20 protein-coding genes are annotated in these 25,724 nt (G+C 33.0%); 10 read left to right on the forward strand and 10 right to left on the reverse strand.

Annotated features, from left to right (window positions below):
• Nucleotides 1-72 precede the first annotated feature (72 nt).
• The gene (locus tag NST87_RS05555; protein ID WP_019467757.1) at nucleotides 73-1,227 is read right to left on the reverse strand and encodes an acetoin utilization protein AcuC; all 1,155 of its coding nucleotides are present in this window, start codon (nucleotides 1,225-1,227) and stop codon (nucleotides 73-75) included.
• 17 nt (nucleotides 1,228-1,244) lie between these two features.
• Nucleotides 1,245-1,877, reverse strand: a complete 633-nt coding sequence (locus NST87_RS05560; RefSeq protein WP_019467756.1) for a hypothetical protein — start codon at nucleotides 1,875-1,877, stop codon at nucleotides 1,245-1,247.
• Between the two features lie 181 nt (nucleotides 1,878-2,058).
• Here NST87_RS05560 and acsA point away from each other — a divergent pair, with 181 nt between their 5' ends.
• Nucleotides 2,059-3,768: an acetate--CoA ligase gene (gene acsA / locus NST87_RS05565; protein WP_019467755.1), complete on the forward strand. Its 1,710-nt coding sequence runs from the start codon at nucleotides 2,059-2,061 to the stop codon at nucleotides 3,766-3,768.
• Between the two features lie 303 nt (nucleotides 3,769-4,071).
• Nucleotides 4,072-5,739, forward strand: a complete 1,668-nt coding sequence (locus NST87_RS05570) for a formate--tetrahydrofolate ligase (protein WP_019467754.1) — start codon at nucleotides 4,072-4,074, stop codon at nucleotides 5,737-5,739.
• A gap of 208 nt (nucleotides 5,740-5,947) precedes the next feature.
• Here NST87_RS05570 and NST87_RS05575 read toward each other — a convergent pair whose 3' ends face one another.
• Nucleotides 5,948-6,859 carry a biosynthetic peptidoglycan transglycosylase gene (locus NST87_RS05575; RefSeq protein WP_019467753.1) on the reverse strand — a complete coding sequence of 304 codons (912 nt, stop codon included), beginning with the start codon at nucleotides 6,857-6,859 and terminating at the stop codon, nucleotides 5,948-5,950.
• A gap of 399 nt (nucleotides 6,860-7,258) precedes the next feature.
• Here NST87_RS05575 and tyrS point away from each other — a divergent pair, with 399 nt between their 5' ends.
• Nucleotides 7,259-8,521 carry a tyrosine--tRNA ligase gene (tyrS, locus tag NST87_RS05580; RefSeq protein WP_019467752.1) on the forward strand — a complete coding sequence of 421 codons (1,263 nt, stop codon included), beginning with the start codon at nucleotides 7,259-7,261 and terminating at the stop codon, nucleotides 8,519-8,521.
• Nucleotides 8,522-8,745: 224 nt separating this feature from the next.
• On the opposite strand, the gene NST87_RS05585 is transcribed toward tyrS, so the two are convergent.
• The gene (locus NST87_RS05585) at nucleotides 8,746-10,032 is read right to left on the reverse strand and encodes a S1C family serine protease (RefSeq protein WP_040030105.1); all 1,287 of its coding nucleotides are present in this window, start codon (nucleotides 10,030-10,032) and stop codon (nucleotides 8,746-8,748) included.
• Between the two features lie 166 nt (nucleotides 10,033-10,198).
• On the opposite strand from NST87_RS05585, the gene NST87_RS05590 reads away from it, so the two are divergent.
• From NST87_RS05590 to NST87_RS05600, 3 genes are all read left to right on the forward strand, one after another.
• On the forward strand, nucleotides 10,199-10,819 hold the full coding sequence (locus NST87_RS05590) for a lysophospholipid acyltransferase family protein (protein WP_340721385.1): 621 nt from the start codon (nucleotides 10,199-10,201) through the stop codon (nucleotides 10,817-10,819).
• A gap of 164 nt (nucleotides 10,820-10,983) precedes the next feature.
• Complete coding sequence (nagE, locus tag NST87_RS05595) at nucleotides 10,984-12,480, forward strand: N-acetylglucosamine-specific PTS transporter subunit IIBC (RefSeq protein ID WP_040030106.1); 1,497 nt, start codon at nucleotides 10,984-10,986, stop codon at nucleotides 12,478-12,480.
• 238 nt (nucleotides 12,481-12,718) lie between these two features.
• A complete protein-coding gene (locus NST87_RS05600; protein WP_019467749.1) occupies nucleotides 12,719-13,840 on the forward strand; it encodes an HAD family hydrolase in 1,122 nt (373 codons plus the stop codon).
• 758 nt (nucleotides 13,841-14,598) lie between these two features.
• Here NST87_RS05600 and serA read toward each other — a convergent pair.
• The 3 genes from serA to NST87_RS05615 all read right to left on the reverse strand — a co-directional run bounded on the left by serA (nucleotide 14,599) and on the right by NST87_RS05615 (nucleotide 17,973).
• The gene (gene serA, locus NST87_RS05605) at nucleotides 14,599-16,215 is read right to left on the reverse strand and encodes a phosphoglycerate dehydrogenase (protein WP_019468593.1); all 1,617 of its coding nucleotides are present in this window, start codon (nucleotides 16,213-16,215) and stop codon (nucleotides 14,599-14,601) included.
• Nucleotides 16,208-17,368 carry a pyridoxal-phosphate-dependent aminotransferase family protein gene (locus NST87_RS05610; protein WP_019468594.1) on the reverse strand — a complete coding sequence of 387 codons (1,161 nt, stop codon included), beginning with the start codon at nucleotides 17,366-17,368 and terminating at the stop codon, nucleotides 16,208-16,210. The genes serA and NST87_RS05610 overlap by 8 nt, the downstream gene beginning before the upstream one ends.
• A 164-nt stretch (nucleotides 17,369-17,532) precedes the next feature.
• Complete coding sequence (locus NST87_RS05615) at nucleotides 17,533-17,973, reverse strand: SACOL1771 family peroxiredoxin (protein WP_019468595.1); 441 nt, start codon at nucleotides 17,971-17,973, stop codon at nucleotides 17,533-17,535.
• Between the two features lie 78 nt (nucleotides 17,974-18,051).
• Here NST87_RS05615 and NST87_RS05620 point away from each other — a divergent pair, with 78 nt between their 5' ends.
• A complete protein-coding gene (locus tag NST87_RS05620; RefSeq protein WP_340721387.1) occupies nucleotides 18,052-18,795 on the forward strand; it encodes a glycerophosphodiester phosphodiesterase in 744 nt (247 codons plus the stop codon).
• Between the two features lie 226 nt (nucleotides 18,796-19,021).
• Here NST87_RS05620 and NST87_RS05625 read toward each other — a convergent pair whose 3' ends face one another.
• From NST87_RS05625 to NST87_RS05635, 3 genes are all read right to left on the reverse strand, one after another.
• The gene (locus NST87_RS05625) at nucleotides 19,022-19,528 is read right to left on the reverse strand and encodes a GNAT family N-acetyltransferase (protein ID WP_019468597.1); all 507 of its coding nucleotides are present in this window, start codon (nucleotides 19,526-19,528) and stop codon (nucleotides 19,022-19,024) included.
• A gap of 255 nt (nucleotides 19,529-19,783) precedes the next feature.
• Complete coding sequence (gene rpsD, locus NST87_RS05630; RefSeq protein ID WP_019468598.1) at nucleotides 19,784-20,386, reverse strand: 30S ribosomal protein S4; 603 nt, start codon at nucleotides 20,384-20,386, stop codon at nucleotides 19,784-19,786.
• 255 nt (nucleotides 20,387-20,641) lie between these two features.
• A complete protein-coding gene (locus NST87_RS05635; RefSeq protein WP_019468599.1) occupies nucleotides 20,642-21,106 on the reverse strand; it encodes a GAF domain-containing protein in 465 nt (154 codons plus the stop codon).
• A gap of 221 nt (nucleotides 21,107-21,327) precedes the next feature.
• Here NST87_RS05635 and ezrA point away from each other — a divergent pair, with 221 nt between their 5' ends.
• From ezrA to thiI, 3 genes are all read left to right on the forward strand, one after another.
• On the forward strand, nucleotides 21,328-23,019 hold the full coding sequence (ezrA, locus tag NST87_RS05640; protein WP_019468600.1) for a septation ring formation regulator EzrA: 1,692 nt from the start codon (nucleotides 21,328-21,330) through the stop codon (nucleotides 23,017-23,019).
• Nucleotides 23,020-23,319: 300 nt separating this feature from the next.
• Entirely contained in the window at nucleotides 23,320-24,456 is a 1,137-nt protein-coding gene (locus NST87_RS05645) for a cysteine desulfurase family protein (protein ID WP_340721390.1), read from the forward strand.
• Nucleotides 24,453-25,676: a tRNA uracil 4-sulfurtransferase ThiI gene (gene thiI / locus NST87_RS05650; RefSeq protein ID WP_019468602.1), complete on the forward strand. Its 1,224-nt coding sequence runs from the start codon at nucleotides 24,453-24,455 to the stop codon at nucleotides 25,674-25,676. Before NST87_RS05645 ends, thiI begins: the two co-directional genes overlap by 4 nt.
• Nucleotides 25,677-25,724: the final 48 nt, after the last annotated feature.

A 25,724-nucleotide genomic window follows, 5' to 3' on the forward strand; every position in this document is an offset into this window, starting at 1 on the left:
ATCTCAATGAACTGAGTAGTGGGGCTTTATCATGCTCTGTGTTTTTATGTAGTAAAACTATCAAAATAAGTGTTATTTAAACCAACTTAATACTTGAGTTGCATGTTTCATATTGATCTCTGTAATTTCTTTACGTCTGGGTATCAATTGATAATCTAATTTTTGATCTTTCCAAGTCTTTGGTAGTTCACAAGTAGCGTAAGGTGTCCACTTAGCTATCCATTTTTCAGGTAATTCACCTTGTTGTTTTTGTTCACCTATTAATGCCAAAAATACATGTGTCCATGCACGAGGTACAACTTTCCAAATATTGTAACCACCGCCTCCAAACATAATCACTTTTCCATCAGTATATTTATCTGCTAATGCTTTAATTTTATAGGGGATTTCATATAGTGCATTTAGGGTACAACTCATATGTGTGAGTGGATCTAAATAATGAATATCTACACCATGTACACTCACAATGATATCAGGTTTGAAAGAGGCAACAACAGGTTCTAATGTTTCATTTAAGACCTCGAGATATGATTCATCTTCTGTGTACGGTTCAAGTGGTATATTGACGGTATAACCGAAGCCTTGTTCATTGCCACGTTCTGTATAGTTTCCTGACCCAGGGAATAAAAATTTACCCGTTTCATGTATAGAATAAATTAAAGCATCGTTGTTAGTATAAAAACTCCATTGTGTTCCATCACCATGATGTGCATCTGTATCTATACACATCACACGTAAATCATAATGCTTGATGAGGTAAGCAATGGTAATTGCCACATCATTGTATATGCAGAAACCATTTGCACGACCTGGCAAACTATGATGTAATCCACCACCTAAATGACAACCATTGGTGAACGTACCGTCCATAATTTTATCAGCTAAATTAAGGGCACCACCCACAATTCGTGCACTGTGTTTATGCATCATTCTAAATTGCAGTGTATCGCTTCCATCTAAGCCGTATTTCTTAGCTTCATTGTCATTTAAAATGCCATGTGATGCACGTCTGATAGATTGTATATAATCATAGCTATGAATCAAATTTAATTCGTCATCTGTTGCAATACGTGGTTTAACAATGTGTTCAGGTTTTAAATAACCTAAATCACTTAATAATTCAGTTGTCAGTTTCAATCTCATTTGATTGAAAGGATGTTGATTACTAAAACGGTATTGTAAGATTTCGTTTGAATAAACAAAACCAGTTTTTTGGTTATTGCTCATATTGATTTAACTCCCCTTTAAAAGAAAAAGCGATTCTTGTATCTTAAATCATCGAATGCTTGTAACTGATCAATGGAAATGCGTGCACCTATTCTTGCCATTAAACAATTGGCTGGATGACTAGTGATTTCAGGATCATCTGTAGCAAAAATTTCTAGGCCTCCATAACCCATTAATTTTTGCATTAATTTTTTATAAGCAAAAACATCAAGACCTGCATTTTTTAAATCCCAATGCCAATAATACTCAGTGGTTAATACGATATAATCTTCATATTCATCAGCAGACAAACTTAAACGAATGAGTTTACTGCCCAAATGTAAATGTCGATAAGGTAAGCTGATTTCTATGGCACCCAGTTCTATTAAGTACTCAAGCTTACCATCAGACCAACGTTCTAGTGGGTCAGGATAATGATAAGTGACATAACCTATTATATGTTTATGCTTTCGTATCACAAAAATTCTGCCTTCTGCTAATTCACTAATTTCTTTTATAGCTATAAATTGATCGTCGGGTTGTCGAAAAGCAGAAAGTCCATCATCAAAAGTCATAAGTTCAAGATTTTCTCTAGAAACAGGACCTTCTATAATAAATGTACCTTCGTCCATATGAAATGATTGAAATTGATACGTTTTTATATGTTCCATTTTTTCACTCCAAACGACTTTAGATGAATATCATATTCACCCTTTAATAGTTTTAGTATAAGGGATTTTAGAGAAAATTAACACGATAATGTATCCGTTTACACCAATTATTTTGAAAATTGCGAATTTGTTAGTTATAATATGCATTAAGTATTCGATTTCATTAAGAGGGGGATTTAGAATGAAAGTAGAAGTATATAAAGGGGAAGAAGGAAATTTTAACCTTCAAAACTATGAGAAACAATACAACAACTTTGATTGGAAAGAGGTCGAAAAAGCATTTTCATGGTATGACACTGGTAAAGTGAATATGGCACATGAATGTATTGATCGCCATGTGGATGAAGGTAAAGGAGAAAAAGTTGCACTTCATTATAAAGATGATCAGCGACAAGAAAGCTATACTTTCAGTGAAATGAAATTAAAATCGAATAAAGCTGCAAATGTTTTAAAGGATAAGGCAAATGTTGAAAAAGGTGATCGTGTATTTATTTTCATGCCACGAACACCTGAACTTTATTTTGCATTATTTGGTATTTTGAAAATCGGTGCAATTGTCGGTCCATTATTTGAAGCATTTATGGAAAAAGCTGTTGGAGATAGACTAGAAAATAGTGAGGCAAAAGTAATTGTTACTACAAATAGCTTATTACCAAGAATACCTGTAGATAAGTTACCAAATTTAGAAACAATCATAGTAGTTGATAATGATGTCGATCAAGCATATGTAGATTTCAATAGTGAGTTTGAACAAGCAAGTGATCAATTTGATACGGAATGGTTAGATCTAGATGATGGTTTGATTTTACATTATACATCAGGATCAACTGGTCAACCTAAAGGTGTATTACATGCACAAAAATCAATGTTAGTACATTATATTTCAGGTAAATATGTACTTGATTTTAAAGATGATGATGTGTACTGGTGTACAGCAGATCCAGGATGGGTCACAGGGACATCGTATGGTATATTTAGTCCTTGGTTAAACGGCATTACGAATTGTATTGCGGGAGGTAGATTTTCTCCTGAAGCATGGTATGGCATGATAGAAGAATTTAAAGTGACTATCTGGTATACAGCACCAACAGCGTTAAGAATGTTAATGAGTGCTGGTGACGATATCGTCGAAAAGTATGACTTGTCATCCTTGAAGAGCATTTTATCTGTCGGTGAACCGTTAAACCCAGAAGTCATAAAATGGGCAAAAGATGTATTTGGATTGCGGGTATTAGACACTTGGTGGATGACTGAAACGGGCGGTCATATGATTGTAAATTATCCTTCGATGGATGTGAAATTAGGCTCAATGGGTAAACCTTTACCAGGCATTGAGGCATCAATCGTAGATGACCAAGGTAATGAATTACCTCCAAATCGCATGGGTAATTTAGCAATTAAAAAAGGTTGGCCATCCATGATGATTTCCATTTGGAATAATCCTGAAAAATATGAATCGTATTTTATCGGCGACTGGTATGTTTCTGGAGATTCAGCTTATAAAGATGAAGATGGATATTTCTGGTTCCAAGGTCGTGTTGATGATGTAATCATGACAGCAGGAGAACGTGTAGGTCCATTTGAAGTAGAATCAAAATTAGTAGAACATGAGGCTGTTGCAGAAGCAGGAGTCATTGGTAAACCTGATCCTGTACGTGGTGAAATTATCAAGGCATTTGTTGCCCTACGTCCTGAATTCGAAGAAAGTGATGAGTTGAAAGAAGAAATTCGTAAATTTGTAAAAGAAGGATTAGCTGCACATGCTGCACCACGCGAAATAGAATTTAAAGAAAAATTACCTAAAACACGTTCAGGTAAAATTATGCGTCGCGTATTAAAAGCATGGGAACTTGACTTGCCAGAAGGTGACTTAAGTACGATGGAAGATTAATTAAATACAAAGTATTTTATGATTATTCAGTAAGCAAAACTAGCTAAAAACACTCCTTTATTGATAAGTTTTAACGTAGCTTAAAATTTTGAAATAAAGGAGTTTTTAGTGTAATAAAACAATATGAGTAGAAATATATATCATATCTTTACAAAAGACGCTTATTATTTTGAAAGCGTTATCTCTATTAATCGACAACACAACATTATTTAGTTATTATGAATGTGTAAGGAATTTTGACTCACTGATTGAATTTTAAATTTAAAAAGTGATAAAAATTTATATAAGAAGGGGCGAATTAATTTGGCACATTTATCAGACTTAGATATTGCTAATCAATCAACATTACAACCAATTGGAGATATTGCTGAAAAAGTGGGCATTCCTGCAGATGCTTTAGAACCATATGGACACTATAAGGCTAAGATAGATATCAACCAAGTTAAACAAAAAGAGAACAAAGGGAAAGTTGTGTTGGTAACAGCTATGAGCCCAACACCAGCTGGTGAAGGGAAATCAACAGTTACAGTGGGATTGTCAGATGCATTTAACCAATTGAAACAAAATGTCATGGTTGCTTTACGTGAACCTGCTTTAGGACCAACGTTTGGTATTAAAGGTGGGGCGACAGGTGGTGGTTATGCTCAAGTATTACCAATGGAAGATATTAACTTGCATTTTAATGGTGACTTCCATGCGATTACTACCGCGAACAATGCTTTATCAGCATTTATTGATAACCACATTCATCAAGGAAATGACTTAGGTATAGATCAAAGAAGAATTGAGTGGAAACGCGTTTTAGACATGAATGACCGTGCCCTAAGAAATGTGATTGTAGGATTAGGCGGACCAACACAAGGTGTACCTCGCGAAGATGGCTTCAATATTACAGTTGCTTCAGAAATTATGGCGATTTTATGTTTAGCTAACGACATTCAAGATTTGAAATCTAAAATCAGCAAAATTACAGTAGGTTATACAAGAGATCGTAAACCAGTCACTGTTGCGGATTTAAAAGTTGAAGGTGCTTTAGCGATGATACTTAAAGACGCAATCAAACCGAATTTAGTACAAACGATAGAAGGAACGCCTGCATTAGTACATGGTGGTCCATTTGCAAATATTGCACATGGTTGTAACTCGATTCTTGCTACACAAACTGCTAGAGAATTAGCTGATATTGTCGTAACAGAAGCAGGATTTGGCTCGGATTTAGGTGCTGAGAAATTTATTGATATCAAAGCGCGTGAAGCAGGATTTGAACCATCTGCAGTTGTAGTAGTAGCTACAATTCGGGCGATTAAAATGCATGGTGGCGTTGCAAAAGATAACCTTAAAGAAGAAAATGTTGATGCGTTAAAAGCAGGAATTGTAAACTTAGAGCGACATGTAAATAATGTGAAAAAATATGGATTAGAACCAGTGATTGCATTAAATGCATTTATACATGATACAGAAGCAGAAACTAAATTTGTTCAAGAATGGGCAAAAGAAAATGGTGTTCGACTAGCTTTAACAGAAGTTTGGGAAAAAGGTGGTAAAGGTGGTATCGATTTAGCTAACGAAGTGTTAGAAGTAATCGAACAACCACAAGATTTCAAACATTTATATGAACTAGAGCAACCATTAGAAGATAAAATTGAAACAATCGTAAAAGAAATTTACGGTGGTAGCAAAGTAACATTTAGTAGTAAAGCTCAAAAACAATTAAAACAATTTAAGGAAAATGGTTGGGATCATTACCCTGTATGTATGGCCAAAACACAATATTCATTTTCAGATGATGCTACATTGTTAGGTGCACCTGAAGGTTTTGAAATTACAATCCGTGAATTAGAAGCTAAAACAGGTGCTGGATTTATTGTTGCACTGACTGGTGCAATAATGACAATGCCAGGATTACCTAAACAACCTGCCGCATTAAATATGGATGTTACAGATGATGGACATGCAGTAGGTTTATTCTAAAAAATTGTACAAAAAAGAGCCTTTGATATAACCTCTTTTTTAATACAATCTTCAATTTCTATCGAATCATATAAGAATTAATCCTAATTAGTGAGATTAAAATAAAAACACTTTCGTTGAGTTCATTTAAAATGAATCATACGAAAGTGTTTTTCTATGCATAGACTTGCTAACTTAATAGAAATTAAAAACATGTATATGATTAATTTTATTTAGTCATTAAATGAGCTTTAATATCATAATTTTCTGCACGTCTATAATCATAAAGGGTAATTTCATCTTCTACTAACATACGTTTTAACACATAATGTTGTCTATTTAAACTGACTTGAATTTGATCGCTAGATTTAAGTGAACCATCTTCATTATAGGGTGTGTAATAGTATGGGCTTTGTAATAACCCAACTAAATAAGCAGATTCAGCAATATTCAAATCCTCGGCAGGTTTGCCGAAAATACTATAAGCAGCTGAACCAATGCCAGAAATATTTGTGCCATTATAATCACGACCAAAGGGAACAATATTTAAATATGTATATAAAATTTCGTCTTTAGTCAGTATTTTTTCTGCGCGCATTGAGAGTACCAGTTCATTTGCTTTTCGGTTATATGTTTTTTTATTGGTTAAAACTTGGTTTTTAACAAGTTGTTGCGTAATTGTACTACCACCAGTAGCATCAATTGAATTAAATATATCCTGTCCAATTGCTCTTAAAACGGCTTTAGGTAATATACCATTATGACGAAAGAACAAACTGTCTTCTGAAGCTGTTAATGCTTTGATCACATTGCTATCAACATGTTTTGGACCAACAATAAGTGTATTAATAGAATTGTTATATTCTGATAAAATGTTGTCACTTTTATAATCAATATCTTCATTACCAGATACATTTAATAATTTATGTTTTAATTCATTATCTGACATATGTGTTGCTTCTTTTGTTAAATTTTGAAAATAAAGTACAGATATTGCGAGTAAGATAAGCAAAGAACAGCCAAATATGAAAAACAACCCTACGAAAAAGTGTTTGATTTTTTTATAAATAAATTCAAACTGTTCCAGTCTGGTAAGTTGTTTATCTTCACGAATGTCGGTATCAAACGTTTGTTTTTCCATAGTGGTCCTCCTTAGCTAAACAGTATTATAACATAAGATAGACTATTGACTTTTAAAATAGAATTAAATATAATAAATATCAATTCGATATCGTTTTTGGATAGAGGAGAAGTAATATATTGTATCATCCTCAGAGAGTTAGTGGTTGCTGTGAACTAACGTTGATCTTTATATGAATACACCTTTATAACGCAATTATCCAAACGTTTTAGTTAATGAACGTATCATTAATAAAGTTGTTTGACTTAAAGTATGGTGGTACCGTGCACTTGCGCCCTTACATAAATATGTAAGGGCGCTTTTTTGCATTTTCTAATATTATTTTTCTTGAATATATATAAGTAATGCAAATAAAGCCTATTCAAAACTTTATCAATATTTAATTAGGAGGTTGATATCATGACAAATGCATTAATTGAAGAATTAAAATGGAGAGGCTTAATTTATCAACAAACGGATGAAACAGGTATCGAGAATTTATTAAATAAAGAACAAGTTACGTTATACTGTGGTGCCGATCCAACTGCAGATAGTTTACACATTGGTCATTTATTACCATTCTTAACTTTACGTCGCTTTCAAGAGCATGGTCATCGACCACTTGTATTAATTGGCGGCGGTACAGGGATGATAGGCGACCCATCTGGTAAATCAGAAGAAAGAAAATTACAAACTGAAGCACAAGTTGAAACCAATGTACAAGGCATTAGTAAACAAATGCATAAAATTTTTGAATTTGACACAAATAAAGGTGCAAAACTAGTTAATAATAAAGATTGGCTTGGACAAATATCACTGATTGAATTCTTACGTGATTATGGTAAACATGTCGGTGTAAATTACATGCTGGGCAAAGATTCTATACAAACCCGTTTAGAACACGGCATTTCATTTACAGAATTTACTTACACAATTTTACAAGCAATTGATTTCGGACATCTTAATCAAACATACAATTGTAAAATTCAAGTAGGTGGTTCAGACCAATGGGGCAATATCACTAGTGGTATTGAACTCATGCGTCGTATGTATGGAGAAAATGAAGCATTTGGTCTGACGATTCCGTTAGTAGTTAAATCTGATGGTAAAAAATTTGGTAAAACAGAAGGTGGCGCAGTATGGTTAGATGCTGACAAAACAAGTCCTTATGAATTCTACCAATTTTGGATTAATTCAACAGATGAAGATGTTATTAAATTTTTAAAATACTTCACATTTTTAAGTAAAGCAGAAATAAATGATTTAGAAAAATCACTGCAAGAAGCACCACATTTACGAGAAGCACAAAAAGCATTAGCCGAAAATGTTACTAGATTTATTCATGGCCAAGATGCATTAGATGATGCAATTAGAATTTCACAAGCTTTATTTTCAGGTGATTTGAAATCACTTTCAGCTAAAGAATTAAAAGAAGGATTTAAAGATGTACCACAAGTTGACTTAAACCACACGACTTCGAACCTTGTTGAAGCCATCGTTGAAACTGGCATATCTTCATCTAAGAGACAAGCACGTGAAGATATAAATAATGGTGCGATTTATATAAATGGGGAAAGACAACAAGATGTAAATTATGAATTGTCAGAGGATGATAAAATCGATAATGCATTTACAATTGTGCGTAGAGGTAAGAAAAAATACTTTATGATCAATTATAAATAAGGTTATACTTAATCATAAGCTTTGAAATATAAAAGGTGTGGAACTGAAATCTAATTTTTATTAAAATGATTTCGTTGTCCCATTCTTAGTAGCGATAACTCCAATTGTAAAAATTTAGAGCTAAAGCTTATGCATAAGTCCCACTACTCAATAAATTGAGCAGTGGGACTTTATTTTAAGATTAAGTTTTGATTCATGTTATGTTAATATATTATCACATTTTATTAATTAAAAGGGACGGCTTCTTCTTTAGATGAGTCATTCGTATTAGACTTTTGTTCTGTTAATTTGACATCTATACTTTGTGTTTTACCTTTTCTTTCAATTGTTAAATTAACATTATCTCCCGGTTTTTTATGTTCATATAAATAAGAGCGTAGTTCTGTATCTTCTTTGACTTTTTCATCATCAATTTTTGTAATAATGTCACCTTCTTTTAATCCACTGTCAGCATATACTTTTGCTACATATATACCTTGTTTTCTATCCGTATTTAATTGTTTTTTATACTCATCTGGTATTTCACTTAAATTTAATAAACCAATACCAATAGAAGGGCGATCGATTTTTCCGTTTTTAACGAGTTCCTTAATTGTAACTTTCACTTCGTTACTAGGTATAGCGAAACCAATACCTTCAACTTGTTCATTCGCTATTTTCATAGAATTTATACCTACTAAATTCCCATTTAAATCTACTAACGCACCACCAGAATTACCAGGGTTAATGGCTGCATCTGTTTGTAGTACATTTACTTTGTTCGCACCTGCAGATGTTTGCGTATCAATTGTACGTTCACTTGCTGAAATGATACCTGATGTTACAGAATTTGCGAATTCTAAACCAAGTGGGTTGCCCATTGCAAATACACTGTCACCTGTTTTCACTTTAGAGGAGTTGGCAAAATCTATCGCTTTTGTACCTTTGGTATCATCAATTTTTAATACAGCAATATCAGTAAGTGCATCTTTACCTATTAATTTGGCATCTACTTGTTTTGAATTATGTAATTGTACTTTAATTTCGCTTGCGCCATCAATTACGTGATTATTCGTAACAATATATGCTGACCCATTATTCTTTTGATAAATCACACCAGAACCTACGCCAGCTTCTTCAGATTTAGCAGATTTCCCTTTAAGCAAATCATCTAAATTTTGTGCTTTTTGCATATTGATGACACCGACAATTGCAGGTGATACATCTGTAATCATTTGATTGACAGAATCATATTTATCATTTTTGCCATCTAATGAATTACCAGCATTACTGTTATTATTTGCTTCTTTGACGGTTGAACCATTATCATTTAAAACAGTATTCTCCATCAATTTGCCAATACCTAAGACGATGAGTGCACCTATGATACCAGCTATGAGTGCAACAAGAACAGTTTTAAACCAAGGGAATTTTGGTTTTGTTCGTTTACTAAATGTCGTCTGAGTGTTATTTGATGTTTGCGCGTCAGGTTGTTTATTATTTATATTTTGATCGTTGTTAAATTCTGACATATTATACCTCCGATTTATTCTATAAAACCTATTATGAAAGGTTTGTCCAACTTTTTCTAGTATATCACTATCCAACTTTAGACTGAAATATAAATTATCTTGTTCATTAATGCACTAAATGATAGAATCAATAGGGTAATATAAGGTAAAAAAAGTAGGTGGAAAAATGTATAGAATAGTTAGTGGTATATTAAATTTTATTTTACGTAAAATAAGTAAATCATTAGAAGTACAAGGAAAAGAAAACATCCCTCAATTACATAGATACGTAGTCACTTGTACCCACGAAAGTTACAATGAAGTCATTATGCTAGGTATGGCTATTTATCCCAACCAAATTCATTATATGGCCAAAAAAGAGTTGTTTCATAATAAATGGTTCTGTGGATTTTTAAGTTCACTTAATGCTTTTCCAGTTGACAGAGAAAACCCTGGACCAAGCACGTTGAAAAAGCCAATTAAATTATTAAAAGAAAATAAAACAGTGGGTATTTTTCCAACTGGACATCGTATGAAATATGATGAAGGCTCACCGATGAAACGTGGCGCAGTTACAATCGCTATGATGGCGCAAGCACCCATTTTACCAGCGGCATATATTGGTCCCCAAAAAATTCAGGGCTTAATCACAGGCAAATCAATTATTAAATTTGGTGAACCCATTGAAACAAAAAATTTGCCTAAAGATATGAAGCGAAACGAGAAATTAGAATATTTAACAAAAGAATTGGAAAAAAGAACAATTCAATTACAAAATGAATTAAATACGTATGCAGCACATAAATAGTTAATTTTACTCATTTTGAATCTTATTTTATATACGAATTTTATAGAACTTGTGTTATTATGGAATTGTACAATGACAACAAGTATAACGCTTTCATTCACCACGTGGACATTTTGTACATGTGGTGATTTTTTGGGTAATTTATTGGGAAATGGGGAATGATTATGTATAGTTTCTTTCAACGTTTGGGAAGATCGCTCATGTTGCCAGTTGCTGTGTTGCCAGCAGCAGCAATTATCGTTGGTATTGGTAATGCATTAACAGCACTCGGTATCTTGCCAACCATAGCTGCGTTCTTTTCTACAGCAGGCTCAACGATTCTAGAACAACTAGGAATATTATTTGCAATTGGGGTCGCTTTAGGTATGGCGAAAAAAAATGACGGAGCAGTGGCGCTTGCTGCAGCTGTTGGTTTCTTCTTAACAACCGTCGTGCTTAGTCCTGAAAAATTAGCACCATTATTGGGTGTAAAAGAAACAGGAGTAAATGAAGCGTTCGAACAAATGAATAATCAAAACGTCTTAATCGGTTTGATTATTGGTTTAGTTGCTGCATATACGTATAACAGATTTAGTAAAACAGAATTACCAACAGCGTTATCGTTCTTTAGTGGTAAACGTTTGGTACCTATTTTAACTGCATTCTTTAGTATATTTATAGCAGTTATTATGTTGTTTGTTTGGCCGATTGTGTACTCAGCAATTGTTGCATTTGGAACATGGATATTAGATTTAGGTCCTGGTGGCGCATTTTTATATGGCTTTTTCAACCGTTTGTTAATACCTACTGGACTGCACCATGCATTGAATACAGTGTTCTGGTTTGATTTAGCAGGTATTAATGATATCGCTAAATTCCAAACGGGTGATGGTGCCGTTCAAGGTATTACAGGACGCTATATGGCTGGTTTCTTCCCAGTAATGATGTTTGGGATTCCAGCAGCAGCATTAGCGATGTATCATACTGCTGAGACAAAACAGAAAAAAAGAGTTTATGGCTTAATGTTTGGTGGAGCGATATCAGCATTTTTCGTTGGCGTGACTGAGCCAATCGAATTTTCATTTATGTTTGTAGCACCAATACTATTTGTCATTCATGCACTATTAACTGGTTTATCTCTGTTTATTGCAGCGCTATTCCACTGGACAGCAGGGTTCTCATTTAGTGCAGGATTAATTGACTTTTTACTATCTCTGATTAATCCAGTAGCAAATCATCCACTGATGTTGATGGTTCAAGGTGTAGTGTTCTTTGTTATTTATTATGTTGTATTTAGATTAGCGATAAAATGGTTGAAACTAAATACACCTGGTCGTGGCGATAACTTACTACCTGATCCGACATCAGAAGAAGCTACAACAGGTGACACTGCAGATTCAGATGAGTCTGAAAGGGAATTACAGACAAATAAGTATTCAAAAACGGCTAGTCAAATTTTAGAAGGTCTTGGTGGCAAAGAAAACATTACTTCTTTAACAAACTGTGCTACACGATTACGTATGGAACTTAATGATAATAGTATCATTGATGAAACTAAGATAAAAGCTGCTGGTGCAGTAGGTGTTACAACAAGTGGTAAGCATAACACCCAAGTTATTATTGGTACGCAAGTACAACAAGTAGCAGATGAAATGGAAACACAATTAGAAGATCATAATTAGATAGCAACCTTTGAAAGATTTACTATAAAAATATAACAATTCATAAAATCACGTTTGGAAATAAGCGATAAGTACATGTTATCGTTTCATTTTCAAGCGTGATTTTATTTTCAAATTAATTCTATGAAATTAATAATATTTTTCTATATATATCTTTTGGAAATACATTGCTCTTTTCATATGTAAATAGTACGATATACTAGTATCAGAATTTTCTGATTAAAGGAGAGGAACTAAGATGAAGTCGGTATTATTTGATGTTGATGGTGTGTTTTTAAGTGAAGAAAGGTGCTTTGATGTATCTGCATTAACTGTTTATGAAATGTTAATGAGTAAAGATTATATTGGTATTGACCCGTCTATAGATTTTCATGAACTGGATGATGAGCAAATTTCTGAAATAAGAGATATTGTCTTCTACCATGATGAAATTTTAACAAAGTTAAAATCTTTAGGTTTGAATTCAAACTGGGATATGTTATTTATCGTTATTGCATTACATTACATTGATTTATGTAAATCACTTTCTCAAGAGGAATTATCTATTGCATTGAATAGTGAAAGTTTTAGTGAACAAACGCTACAATTTCTCGTTGATCATATTTCAAATATTGAGCTTAATTTTGAATTACCACTTTCATTTTTAGATGGTTTAAGTTCTGGTAAAGAAAATATATATCAAGCGTTAATTGAACATGCAAAAGTACAGTTAAATACAGAAGATGCTGAATTATTTGAGTTGAAAAGTCCATTCTGGACGCTAGCACAAGAAATTTATCAGGAATGGTATTTAGGTTGCCAATTGTATCATGAAGTAGAACAGAAACAACAACGCACTGACTTTAAAAAGGGCTATATATATCAAGAGGTAGTGCTCAGACCTGTCAGTGAAATCAAGCAATTGTTGGTAGATTTGAAAGAGGCTGGTTACCAAATTGCGATTGCAACAGGTCGACCACGAACTGAGACAATTGTTCCATTTGAGACACTAGGCATTAAATCTTTGTTTGATGATTTACATATTGTAACAGCCAGTGACGTATTGAATGCAGAAGAGCATTTTCCTGAATTAAAGCCGCTAGGGAAACCAAATCCGTTTAGCTATTTAGCTACGCTTGATGGTAATATTTTGGAACATTATAAAAAATATGCGACAAATCAAGAAAATCGTGTAAATCCAGATGAAGTATTTATTGTTGGTGATTCATTAGCTGATTTATTAAGTGCGAAAAAGATAGGTGCAACTTTTATCGGTCCTTTAACAGGTTTGAAAGGTCAAAATGCACGTGAGGAATTAGAAAGTTATGATGCTGAATATATCGTTAATCATGTAGGTGAAATTCGAGATATTTTATTATAATACAAATGTTGACGATTGAGGAATATAAAAATATTAACGTATATAATTACATCTTGATAAAGATGATTACGATGAATGAGTTACAAGGTTGAGCTGAACTAAAACGCATATATAAACATTTTGGATGATGTGAGTAGCATCACGATGAATTTGAATTTATCGAGTACAATTTCGAGGATTGTTTCAACGCTTTCATTCACATGTCGTGACACATCATATATAGAGGTTTTGCATTGTGCTGACGCCCGGGAAAATGATATGAGCGAGAGACTACAGGCTCGAGCCATATCCCCAGGCAAGCATGCACAATCAAAATCGTAAGTAATCCATATAAAAAGGACCAAATTTTTATTATTTATAATTTCAAACTAACTATGTTATTAACTTTATAAAATAAGAACATCATTAATTTATTAGGATTAATGAATTGTTTGAAATGAGTCTTTGTTTTAGTTTCTTGAGAAATATTCCAAACGATTTTGCATTGTGCTGACGCCTAGGGGAAAGATATGAACGAGAGACTACAGGCTCGAGCCATATCCCAGGCAAGCATGCACAGTCAAAATCGTAAGATTTTAAATATAAAGAGGACCAATTCATATTAAGGATTGGTCCTCTAATTTTGAGAATGGGGATTTATCTCCTAAACTCGTTAATATTAAAATGAATAGGGCGGTTAATAAAAGTTTGGATTAAAAGTATTTAGATAAATAAAGCTGAAAGAACAATCGTTTTGTTGTCCTTTCAGCTTATTATTGTTAAATATTATAATTTTCACTTACTGCAACATCTAACTCTACACTTCTTATTAGATTAAATCCTTCAATTTCATACAAAGCATCGATTACATCTTGTGTTACAGGATGATCAATCGATAAAATCATCAACGCATTACCACCTTGGTTTGTGCGTCCTAAATGCATAGAAGCGATATTAATATTGTATTCGCCTAATATTTGACCTGTATGTCCTACGATACCTGGTCTATCGTTATGATTGATAACCAGTTGATGCTTTTCGGGTTTGAAATCAACAGGGTATTCATTAATACGTACGATTCTTGGGCCATAGCCATTTAGTACAGTGGCACCAATTTTAATTTGTGTGTCTTTATTAATTAAAGTTAATTCAATATAATTACTAAATCCACGATGTTTGGTATCTTTTTCAATATTATATGATACACCTTGCTCATTTAGTAACACTAAGGCATTTATTAAATTGACACGTTCCGCTAAATCTTGGCGTAATACACCTGATACAAGAGTTCTCGTAAGTAAACTTGTATCATCAAGTGCGATATCCCCTTTATATTTAATTTGTAACTCACGAGGGGCTTTTTCCAATAATTGAATACCTACTTCACCAGTTAATTTACTTAATTCAATATACGGCTTTAATTCATCATTAATTTCATTGAAGGACATTTTTGGTGCGTTAATTGCATTAACGACATTACCATGTTCAAATATGTCTATGATTTCATTGGCAACAGAAACTGCAACTTTTTCTTGTGCTTCAACAGTAGATGCACCTAAGTGTGGTGTGACAATTATTTTGTCATGCGCAACAAGTGGTGATTCAGTTGCAGGTCCGCTTTCAAATACATCAATTGCAGCACCTTGAATTTGATCAGTATCTAATGCTTCGACAAGCGCATCTTCATCAATGATACCTCCGCGCGCAACATTGATAATTTGAAGGGTCGGTTTTGCTTTTTCAAAAAATGCTTTATCTACAATACCTCTTGTTTTTGGTGTTAGTGGGGTATGCACTGTTACAAAATCTGCTTGTTCAGCAATTTCATCAACTGTAGCACGAGTTACATTAAGTTCTTTAGCTTTGTCTTCTGACAGATAAGGATCAAAAGCAAGTATGTTCATGCCAAAACTTTGTGCACGTTTTGCTACACCAATTCCAATTCTCCCAGCACCAATGACACCTAATGTTTTGTTATAAAGTTCAGTTCCTCTATACGCTTTACGATCCCATTTTCCGTTTTTTAATGATTGGTGGGCTTGAGGGACGTTACGTGCCATGGATAAAATCATTGCCATTGAATGTTCTGTAGCAGAAATTGTATTCCCGTCAGGTGCATTAATAACGATAACACCATGCTTAGTAGCAGCCTCTACATCAATATTATCCACACCAACGCCTGCACGTGCGATGACTTTTAAGTTTGGTGCAGCAGCAATGATATTAGATGTAACTTGGGTTTGGCTTCGTACAATTAGCCCCTCATAGTTAGGAATAATTTCAGCTAATTCTGTTTCATTCAAATCAGTTTGAATGTCGACATTAAAATCGCTATGATCTGTTAAATTTTTTAAACCATCTGGTGAAATTGGATCTGAAACTAAAATTTTATACATACGCTTTTACGACCTCCATATATTGTGTGATAGCTTTTCCAACATAAGATTCATTTCTAAATTCTGACAATAGTATTTCTAAAGCTGATACAACTTGTAAAATATCAAATGGTGATATTTGACCCATGTGGCCGATACGTAATATTTGGCCTTTTAAATGACCTTGACCACCAGCAATTGTAATGGCAAATCTATTTTTTAATTCATTTTTAATATAGTTCAGTTCATCTTTAGATTTTGGAATAAACGCAGTGACAGTAGGAGATGCATAAGCATCTTGGACCAATAACTCCAAATCTAATGCTCTCAATGCTTGTCTTAATCCATCTCTTATCGCATAGTGTCTTGCTACAACTTGATTTAATCCTTCTGCATTGATTAGTTCGGCGTATGCGTTCACACCTCTAAATAAAGAAACATTAGGTGTGAAAGGTGTTGAATGCTCAGACAATGATTTTAAATATTTATTTAAATCTAAATAAAATCTAGGCGTTACTACTTCGTTAAATCGCTCTTTTGCACGATTATTATAAGCTACAAATCCAAGACCAGGTGGCAGCATAATTGCCTTTTGACTACCTGAAACAAGGACATCGATATAATCACGGTCTAAATCTACATCAACAGCTCCAATGCAGCTGACTCCATCAACAACAAAATAAATCGATGAATCAAAGTCGCTTAATGCTTTACCTAGTTCATGTATAGGATGTAATACAGCTGTAGAAGTTTCACAATATTGGCTGAAGACTGCTGTGATATCAGTGTTTAAAGATTTTAAGAAGTTGATAAAATCAGGAACATTAACTGCTTGACCCCATTCAACTTCAAATATATGTACATTATCGTAATAAGTCTCTGCTATTTGTTTAAATCTATTGCCAAATGCACCAGAAACAATAATAACAATGTCATCATCTGGGTTTGCTATATTTAGCATACTTGCTTCAAGTACGCTTGTACCACTTGAAGTAAGTATCATAACCTCATTTTTAGAACCAAAGATAGGTTTAAGTGATTTAAAAGCTTGTTCTGCGATTGTTTCAAAATCACTTGATCGATGTCCGACCATTGGTAATTGTGTAGCGTGTAATATATGTTCTGGTACAGGTGTAGGTCCTGGTGTAAGTAACAAAGGATGATAATATTTCATGTGTAATTCCCCCAATGCTTATGATTGTCAAGTTTAGCAAATTTTCAGAAAATATAAAAGTGTAAAAATTTAGAATTATTTAATATATTCAAATTTCAAATAATATGTAAGGGCATACATTGTTATTATAATCATATTCCGTCATACATAAAATGATTGCAAAATTATTTTAGTATAGGCTCTATTTTGACGTCGACATTGCCTCTTATAGAATTTGAAATCATACAATTATTGTCTGCAATCTTTAGTAACTTTGGTAATTTCTTTTTTAATTGTTCTTTCTGAGTTGTATCCACTTTTATTTCAGGATAATGTGTAATCGTGTCCATTTTAAATTTAGCATTTTCAAATATAGCAAATCCAATTGTTGATTGTTGGATATCTATCTGTGTAAAACCTGAGCGTTCTAATACAGCTGCAAGGGAAATGATATAACAAGACGATGCTGCTGAAACTAGTAATTCATCAGGATTCGTACCAGTTCCATTTCCACCCAGACCTGCTGGGATAGATATTTGTTCATCTAAAATATCACCTGATAATTTACCGACTGATTCACGCCCATCTGCCCATTTTGTAGTTACTTTAAATTGATGTTGGACCATTGCTTTGACCTCCAATGTTTTTATGATAACTTAAGTTTAGATGATTCTACTTAATATTGAAAGGGGAGGACACTTTTTATGTCATTTGAATTCGAAGACCATCACATAATGTTAGTTGCACATCGTGGCTTGGCAATGGACTATCCAGAAAATACTATCATTGCAATTCAAGCTGCCCTTCAAAGTAATGCAGATATGTTAGAGATAGATTTACATAAAACGCGGGATGGTCAGTTAGTTATGTTACATGATGATTCTATTGACAGAACATCCGATGGTAGTGGAAAAGTTAAAGAACAAACACTTTATGATTTAAGAAGATTTGATTATGGTATAAATAGTAATCCAAGATATACAAAACAAACATTGCCGACATTAGATGAAGTACTAACATTAATCAAATCATCGCCTCAGTTATTATTAATAGAAATGAAACAACCTAAAAATTATCCTGGTATTGAAAATGATTTAATAGATAAACTAAATCAATATGAGCTAAATAAAAATCAAGTGATTATTCAATCATTTGATCAAAATTTTATAAAACAACTATATCTGCAACATTATGGTTATCGATTAGGTGTTTTAATTAGCAAAAAACGATATTGGTATAAAATGCCATCTTTTAAAAAAATAGCTGAATATGCTGACTATGTTAATCCGCACTATTCATTAGTGACGGAAGCGTTTATGAAGAAGGCACATGACTATGGATTGAAAGTAATGCCTTATACCGTTAATGAAAAAAGCCAAGCGATAAAACTGATCCGTATTGGTGTCGATGGTCTTATTTCTGACAAGCCACATCGTTTATTTTGTTAAGCCAATGATTAGTTTTAAATAAAAGTTTGTGGTGTCACTTTATCCGCTCTGTTAATGTATAGATTTAAATTGGAATATATTGTCAAAATTGACAGGGTATAGACATCGAAGTAATTTTTACATTCAGTCTGACAAGGGAAGATAGCTTAGTTTTCAGGATTAGTTGAGCTAAAGCACATGCATAACCGCCACTAACTCAAAAAGTGAGAAGTGGCGGTTTATACGTTTATTTTTGTTGTTTAATCCAATCATCTTTCAAAAGCCCCATTACATGGCAATCATTATATTTTCCTCGTGTATAGAAATGTTCTTGTAAGGTACCTTCGATTTTAAAGTTTTGTTTTTGGTAAATATGTACAGCTTTTTCGTTCGTAACGTCTACAAATAAATATATTTTATGAAGATTTAACACTAAAAAAGCATAATCTATAGCCATTTTAAATGCTTGTGAGGCATATCCTTTACCACCATATCCTTCATCCACGATAATTTGAATTTCACAATTGCTATGTATAAAATCAATTTCTACTAATTCAACGACTCCGATACGTTCAGAATCATTTTCGATAATAAATCTTCTTTCAGATTCATCTAATAGATGTTTTTTGTAGAGTGATTGTAATTCACTTAGAGATTGATATGGTTCTTCAAACCAATAAGACATAATGGAATATTCATTATTCAAATGATGTACAAAGTCTAAATCTGTTTCTTCTAAAGCTCTGATTTTCAATGATAACACTCCTTTTTACTAAATATAAACAAAGTGAAGTAAAAAGTAAAATTGAAGGGGCGTAGAGAGGAGATGTTATATCTTTCTTTAACATTGATTGAATCAGTGGCAAACATAAAAAAAACTTTTAATATAGCGAAATTTATTAAGCTTTAGCACTGAAATGATAGCATAATGACTCATTGCATATAAATTAGCATGGAGAAATAAAAAAACACCGACAAAAAATTTGTCGGTGTTTGAGTATGAAACTTATTATCTTGAGTAGTACTCAACGATAAGTTGTTCATTGATTTCAGCTGGTAATTCACTACGTTCAGGAATACGAATGAATTTACCTTTTAAGTTATCTGCATCAAATTCTAAGTAATCAGGTACAAAGTTGTTGATTTCAACAGATTCAGCAATGATATCTAATTTAGCAGATTTTTCACGTACTGAAACTTCTTGACCAGGTTTAAGTGTGTATGACGGAATGTCAACACGTTTACCATCAACTTCGATATGACCGTGGTTAACGATTTGACGTGCTTGACGACGTGTACGAGCTAAACCTAATGAATATACAACTGCATCTAAACGTGCAGCAAGTAATTGCATGAAGTTTTCACCGTGTACACCATGTTGGTTACCAGCGATTTCGAATGTGTTACGGAATTGTCTTTCAGTCATGCCATATAAATAACGTAATTTTTGTTTCTCACGTAATTGTAAACCATACTCTGACATTTTTTTACGTTGATTAGGACCATGTTGTCCTGGTGCGTATGGACGTTTTTCTAATTCTTTACCTGTGCCACTTAAAGAAATACCTAAGCGACGAGATTTTTTCCAGTTTGAACCTCTGAATCGAGCCATAAATTGACTCCTCCTTTTTCTCTTTTATTGTTATGAAAAAACAAAAAAGAGTGTTGCATGCTTAATTGGATATATTGTTTTATGTGTCCTCGCCTCATAGCTACGGTTACACGGCACGCCCACTTTGGGAACAACATAGCGCCAATTAATATACAACTGCTAATTTCGTTTATTCACACAAAGAACATTGTACCATGATATATTAATCTGTCAATAGTCGACTTTGCGTTTGTTTGTGACAGCTAAACATAAAATTTATGATAATTGTTGTTCAATGATTTTTACAATCGCTTCTAATCCTTGTTTATCTTCATTATTAAAACGATTTGTGATTGGTGCATCTATATCTAAAACACCTATTACATTATTATCCTTATGAATAGGTACTACAATTTCAGATTTACTGTTAGCATCGCAGGCAATATGACCAGGAAATGCATTGACGTCTTCTACTAATTGTGTTTTATCTTGGGCAACAGCAGTACCACATACCCCTTTACCAATTGCGATATGTACACAAGCAGGATGTCCTTGAAATGGTCCGAGAATCAATTCGTTATCTTCTATTAAATAAAAGCCAATCCAGTTAATTTGATCTATTGAGTCATTTAATAATGCAGATACATTGCTTAGGATAGCAATCATATTTGACTCATCTTCAATTAAACCTGCAACTTGTTTTTGTAATAAATCATAATTTGTTTCAGTGACCTCTAGCATAAAAAACCTCACTTTTTACTTTTCATTTATTATAAAGACTGTTTTAATAGTAATCAATCAATAGATTTTAGAAGTTTTTCAAAATATCGTTATACATATGATTTAGGTGAGAATGAACTTATGATTAATTTTAAATAATTGAGATGATTCACTCATTTTCTCTTTAATGGGTAGGTATCTTACGTTATAATGAATAGTGATAAAATAGGAGGAGAAAACATATGGTATTGTATGTCATTTTAGCAATTATTGTCATTATACTGATTATTGTCGGTATATTATTCTATATGCGTTCCAACAAAAGTCAAATGATTGAAAAGGCTGAAACGCGTAAATCAAAAGTAGAACAATTACCCTATGATGAAAGTCTATCTCAATTATCTGAGCTAACTTTAACTGGGGAAACAAAAACGACTTATAACAGTTTAAAACAAAATGCATTAGATAGTAAAAATCAATATTTATTGCCAGTAGAAGAAAAAATTCATCAAGCGGAAGGATTACTTGATAAATTTAAGTTTTCACAAGCTCAAACTGAGATTGATGAAGCTCATGAACTAATGGATAAATATGAAGAAAACTACAACGAACTTAATTCAAATATTGAAAACATTTTAAATCTACATAAAGAAAGTGACCACCTATATGAAGAATGTAAGGTGGATTATCGTGAAATGAAGCGTGATGTGTTAGCCAATAGACATCAATTCGGTGAAGCGGCTGCTCCATTAGAACAAGAAATTGAAACTTTTGTTCCAGAGATGGAAACATACGAAACACTAAAAGAAGACGGCAATTATAACCAAGCGTATGATCACATCAAAACACTTAATGAAGATATGAATTATCTTAAAAAAGATATGGATGAAATTCCTGAATTAATTAGAGAAGCACAAAAGGAATTACCAGGTCAATTCCAAGATTTAAAATATGGTTGTCGCGATTTGAAGGTCGAGGGTTATGATTTAGACCATGTCAAAATTGATAGCTCATTACAGACGCTTAAAACAGAATTGAGTTTCGTAGAACCGATGATTAGTAGATTAGAATTAGACGAAGCAAATGATAAATTAAATAGTATCAATGATCGTCTAGATGAAATGTATGAATTAATCGAACATGAAGTGAAAGCAAAAAATGAAGTAGAAGAAACAAAAGAAGTCATCACAGATAATTTATTTAGAGCTAAAGAAATGAATTATACATTACAAACTGAAATTGAATATGTGCGTGAAAATTATTATATAAATGAAAGTGATGTTCAAAACGTCAGACAGTTTGAAAATGAAATTCAGAGTATGATTTCAGTTTATGATGAAATTCTACAAGAAATGGCAAAGTCAGCTGTAAGATATAGCGAAGTTCAAGATAACTTGAAATATATCGCAGAACATGTTGATGTTATCAATGAAAAACAGGAAAAATTACAAAATCATTTAATTCAACTTCGCGAAGATGAAGCAGAAGCAGAGGAAAATATCTTGCGTGTACAAAGTAAAAAAGAAGAAGTTTATAGAAAACTCTTGGCATCAAATTTACCAAGTGTACCTGAAAGATTCATCATTATGAAAAATGAAATAGATTACGAAGTGCGTGAAGTAAATAAAAAATTCAGTGTAAGACCGATTCATGTAAAACAACTTAAAGATAAAGTATCTAAAGTAGTCTTACAAATGAATAAATTTGAAGATGAAGCTACAGATGTCCTCGTTAATGCAGTTTATGCTGAAAAATTGATCGAATACGGTAACCGTTATCGTAAAGAAAGTTCAAATATTGATAAAAGTCTTAACGAAGCGGAACGTTTATTTAAAAACAATCGTTATAAACGATCAATTGAAATATCTGAACAAGCGCTTGAAAGTGTAGAACCAGGCGTTACAAAACAAATTGAATCACAAGTTATCAATTAAATAACAGTAATCTTTTTTGAGGCTGGAACATTTTTATGTTCCAGCCTCAAAAAATTTGTTGGACGTAGAAGTTCGCATTAATAGATTATTAATATTTAATGGTCATTCAAAAATTTATTTCGATAGTGATGAAGAAATTATATTTTAAAAACCAATTTCTATTTTAACTCTCTTTTCTTTTTAATAAAAGCGAGTATAATGCTAAAAGGGAAACTTTAAAATATGAAATAAAATGTTGATATAAAATATAAATATGAAACGTTTAAAAATATAAAATGATATACAATTGGAGTGAAAATATTGATTTATCTTGATAATGCAGCGACAACAAAACCAAGACAAGACGTATTAGATACCTATTTAAAAGTAAATGAGTCGTTATATTTTAATCCAAATAGTCCACATAAAGCAGGTATACAAGCAGAGCAGTTATTACAACAATCAAAAGATCAAATCAAAGCGCTATTTAAATTAGAAAAAGATTTTGATATTGTATTTACAAGTGGTGCAACTGAATCGAATAATATTGCAATTAAAGGAATTGCTTACAAGAAAAAGGCATTTGCAAATGTCATAATCACCTCTGTTTTAGAACATCCTTCTGTTTTAGAGGTGGTACGTTCGCTGGAAACTGAAGGGTTCGAAATAAGATATGTAAATATTACAAAAGATGGACAAATTGATTTAGAACATTTGGAATCGTTAATGTCAGACAATGTAGCACTCGTGACTTGTATGCATGTCAATAATATTATGGGACAAATTCAACCTGTCGAAGCAGTGTCAAAAATTGTTCATCAATACCCTAAAGCACATTTACATGTCGATGCAGTACAAGCAATAGGTAAAATTGCTTTGAATTTTGAAGCTGCTGACACACTGAGTTTAAGCGGCCATAAATTTCATGGCTTAAAAGGCCAAGGTCTTTTATTTGTTCGTAATTTACACCAAATTGAGCCCATTGTGCATGGTGGCGGTCAAGAGTATGGACTTAGAAGTGGCACAGTCAATCTTCCTATTGATATAGCTATCGTAAAGGCTTTGAAAGTCGCTGCTAAAGAAAGTACGCAACTGTATGAAAAACTAAGTGAGTTCAATCAGGAAATTATAAGATTTTTAAGTGGATTTACTGGAGTGAAAGTTAATTCTCCTAACGGTGCATCACCACATATTTTGAATATTGGCTTTCCGGGTGTGAAAGGCGAGGTTTTAGTAAATGCATTTTCAAAAAATGATATTATGCTTTCTACTACAAGTGCGTGTTCATCCAAAAAAGCTTCATTGAACGAGGTACTTTTAGCAATGGATATTCCAAAAAAGCAAATAGAAGGCAGTATTAGAATATCGATGGGTGCCAACACTACCGCTGAAGATATCCGTGATTTTAAAGTGAAATTTAAGCTTGTATATGAAGAAGTGAAGGAGTTGTTAATATGATTTATGATCACATTTTAGTGAGATATGGTGAGTTGACTTTAAAAGGTGCTAACCGTAAAATGTTTGTTAATAAATTACGTTCGAATGTCAAGCGTGCATTAATGCCACTGCAAGGATATAACGTCAAAGCCAATAGAGATAGAATGTACATTGAATTGTATGAAGGTGCAGATATTGAAGAAATGTGTCGTCGACTAGAAAAAGTATTTGGTATTTATTCTATCAGTCCTGTATTGAAAATTGATAAAACAATGGAAGCAGTACGTGATATAGCAGTAAAATTTGCACAAGGTTATGCACATGGAGATACATTTAAGATTGATGTCAAACGTTCAGATAAAAATTTTCCGTTTGATACCTATCAATTGCAAAAAGAACTCGGTGGTACAGTGTTAAACGCTACTGATAACCTAACAGTAGACGTACATAACCCGAACCATACGATTAAAGTAGAGGTTCGATTAGACGCTATTTATGTATATGATAAAGTAATTGCTGGATCTGGTGGATTACCAGTCGGTACAGGCGGTAAGACATTACTTATGTTATCTGGAGGTATAGATTCTCCAGTAGCTGGTATTGAAGTTATGAGAAGAGGTGTTACTGTAGAAGCCATTCATTTTCATAGTCCACCATTTACAAGTGAAAAGGCTAAGGATAAAGTAATTGAACTTACAAGAATCATGTCCACTCATGTAGGCCCTATAAAATTGCATATCGTGCCATTCACTGCTTTACAAAAACAAATTAACAAAGTGGTACATGAGCGTTATACGATGACTTCAACACGTAGAATGATGATGAGAGTAGCGGACAAGCTTGTGCATGATATTGAAGGACATGCCATAGTAAATGGAGAGAATTTAGGGCAGGTTGCAAGTCAAACCCTTAAGAGTATGTATGCTATCAATCATGTGACGTCTACACCAATTTTACGACCGCTTTTAACATTAGATAAAGAAGACATTGTGAAGAAAGCTAAAGAAATTGGCACATTTGACGTATCTATCCAACCATATGAAGACTGTTGTACAATCTTTACACCTAAAAATCCTGTGACGGAGCCAGATATTGAAAAGGTGGAAAAATTTGAAACAGTGTATGATTTTGAACCACTTGTACAGGAAGCATTTGAACAAATAGAAACATTAACAATTACGCCAGACTATCAAAGTGAAAAAGATACTGAAACGCAAGCACTGGCAGATGATTTATTTTAATTTTTATTATGAATATTCAATTCCATACAAACAACATTAGCTAATCAG

Source organism: Staphylococcus sp. FSL W8-0271, from assembly GCF_038006605.1.
GTDB classification, from domain to species: domain Bacteria; phylum Bacillota; class Bacilli; order Staphylococcales; family Staphylococcaceae; genus Staphylococcus; species Staphylococcus cohnii.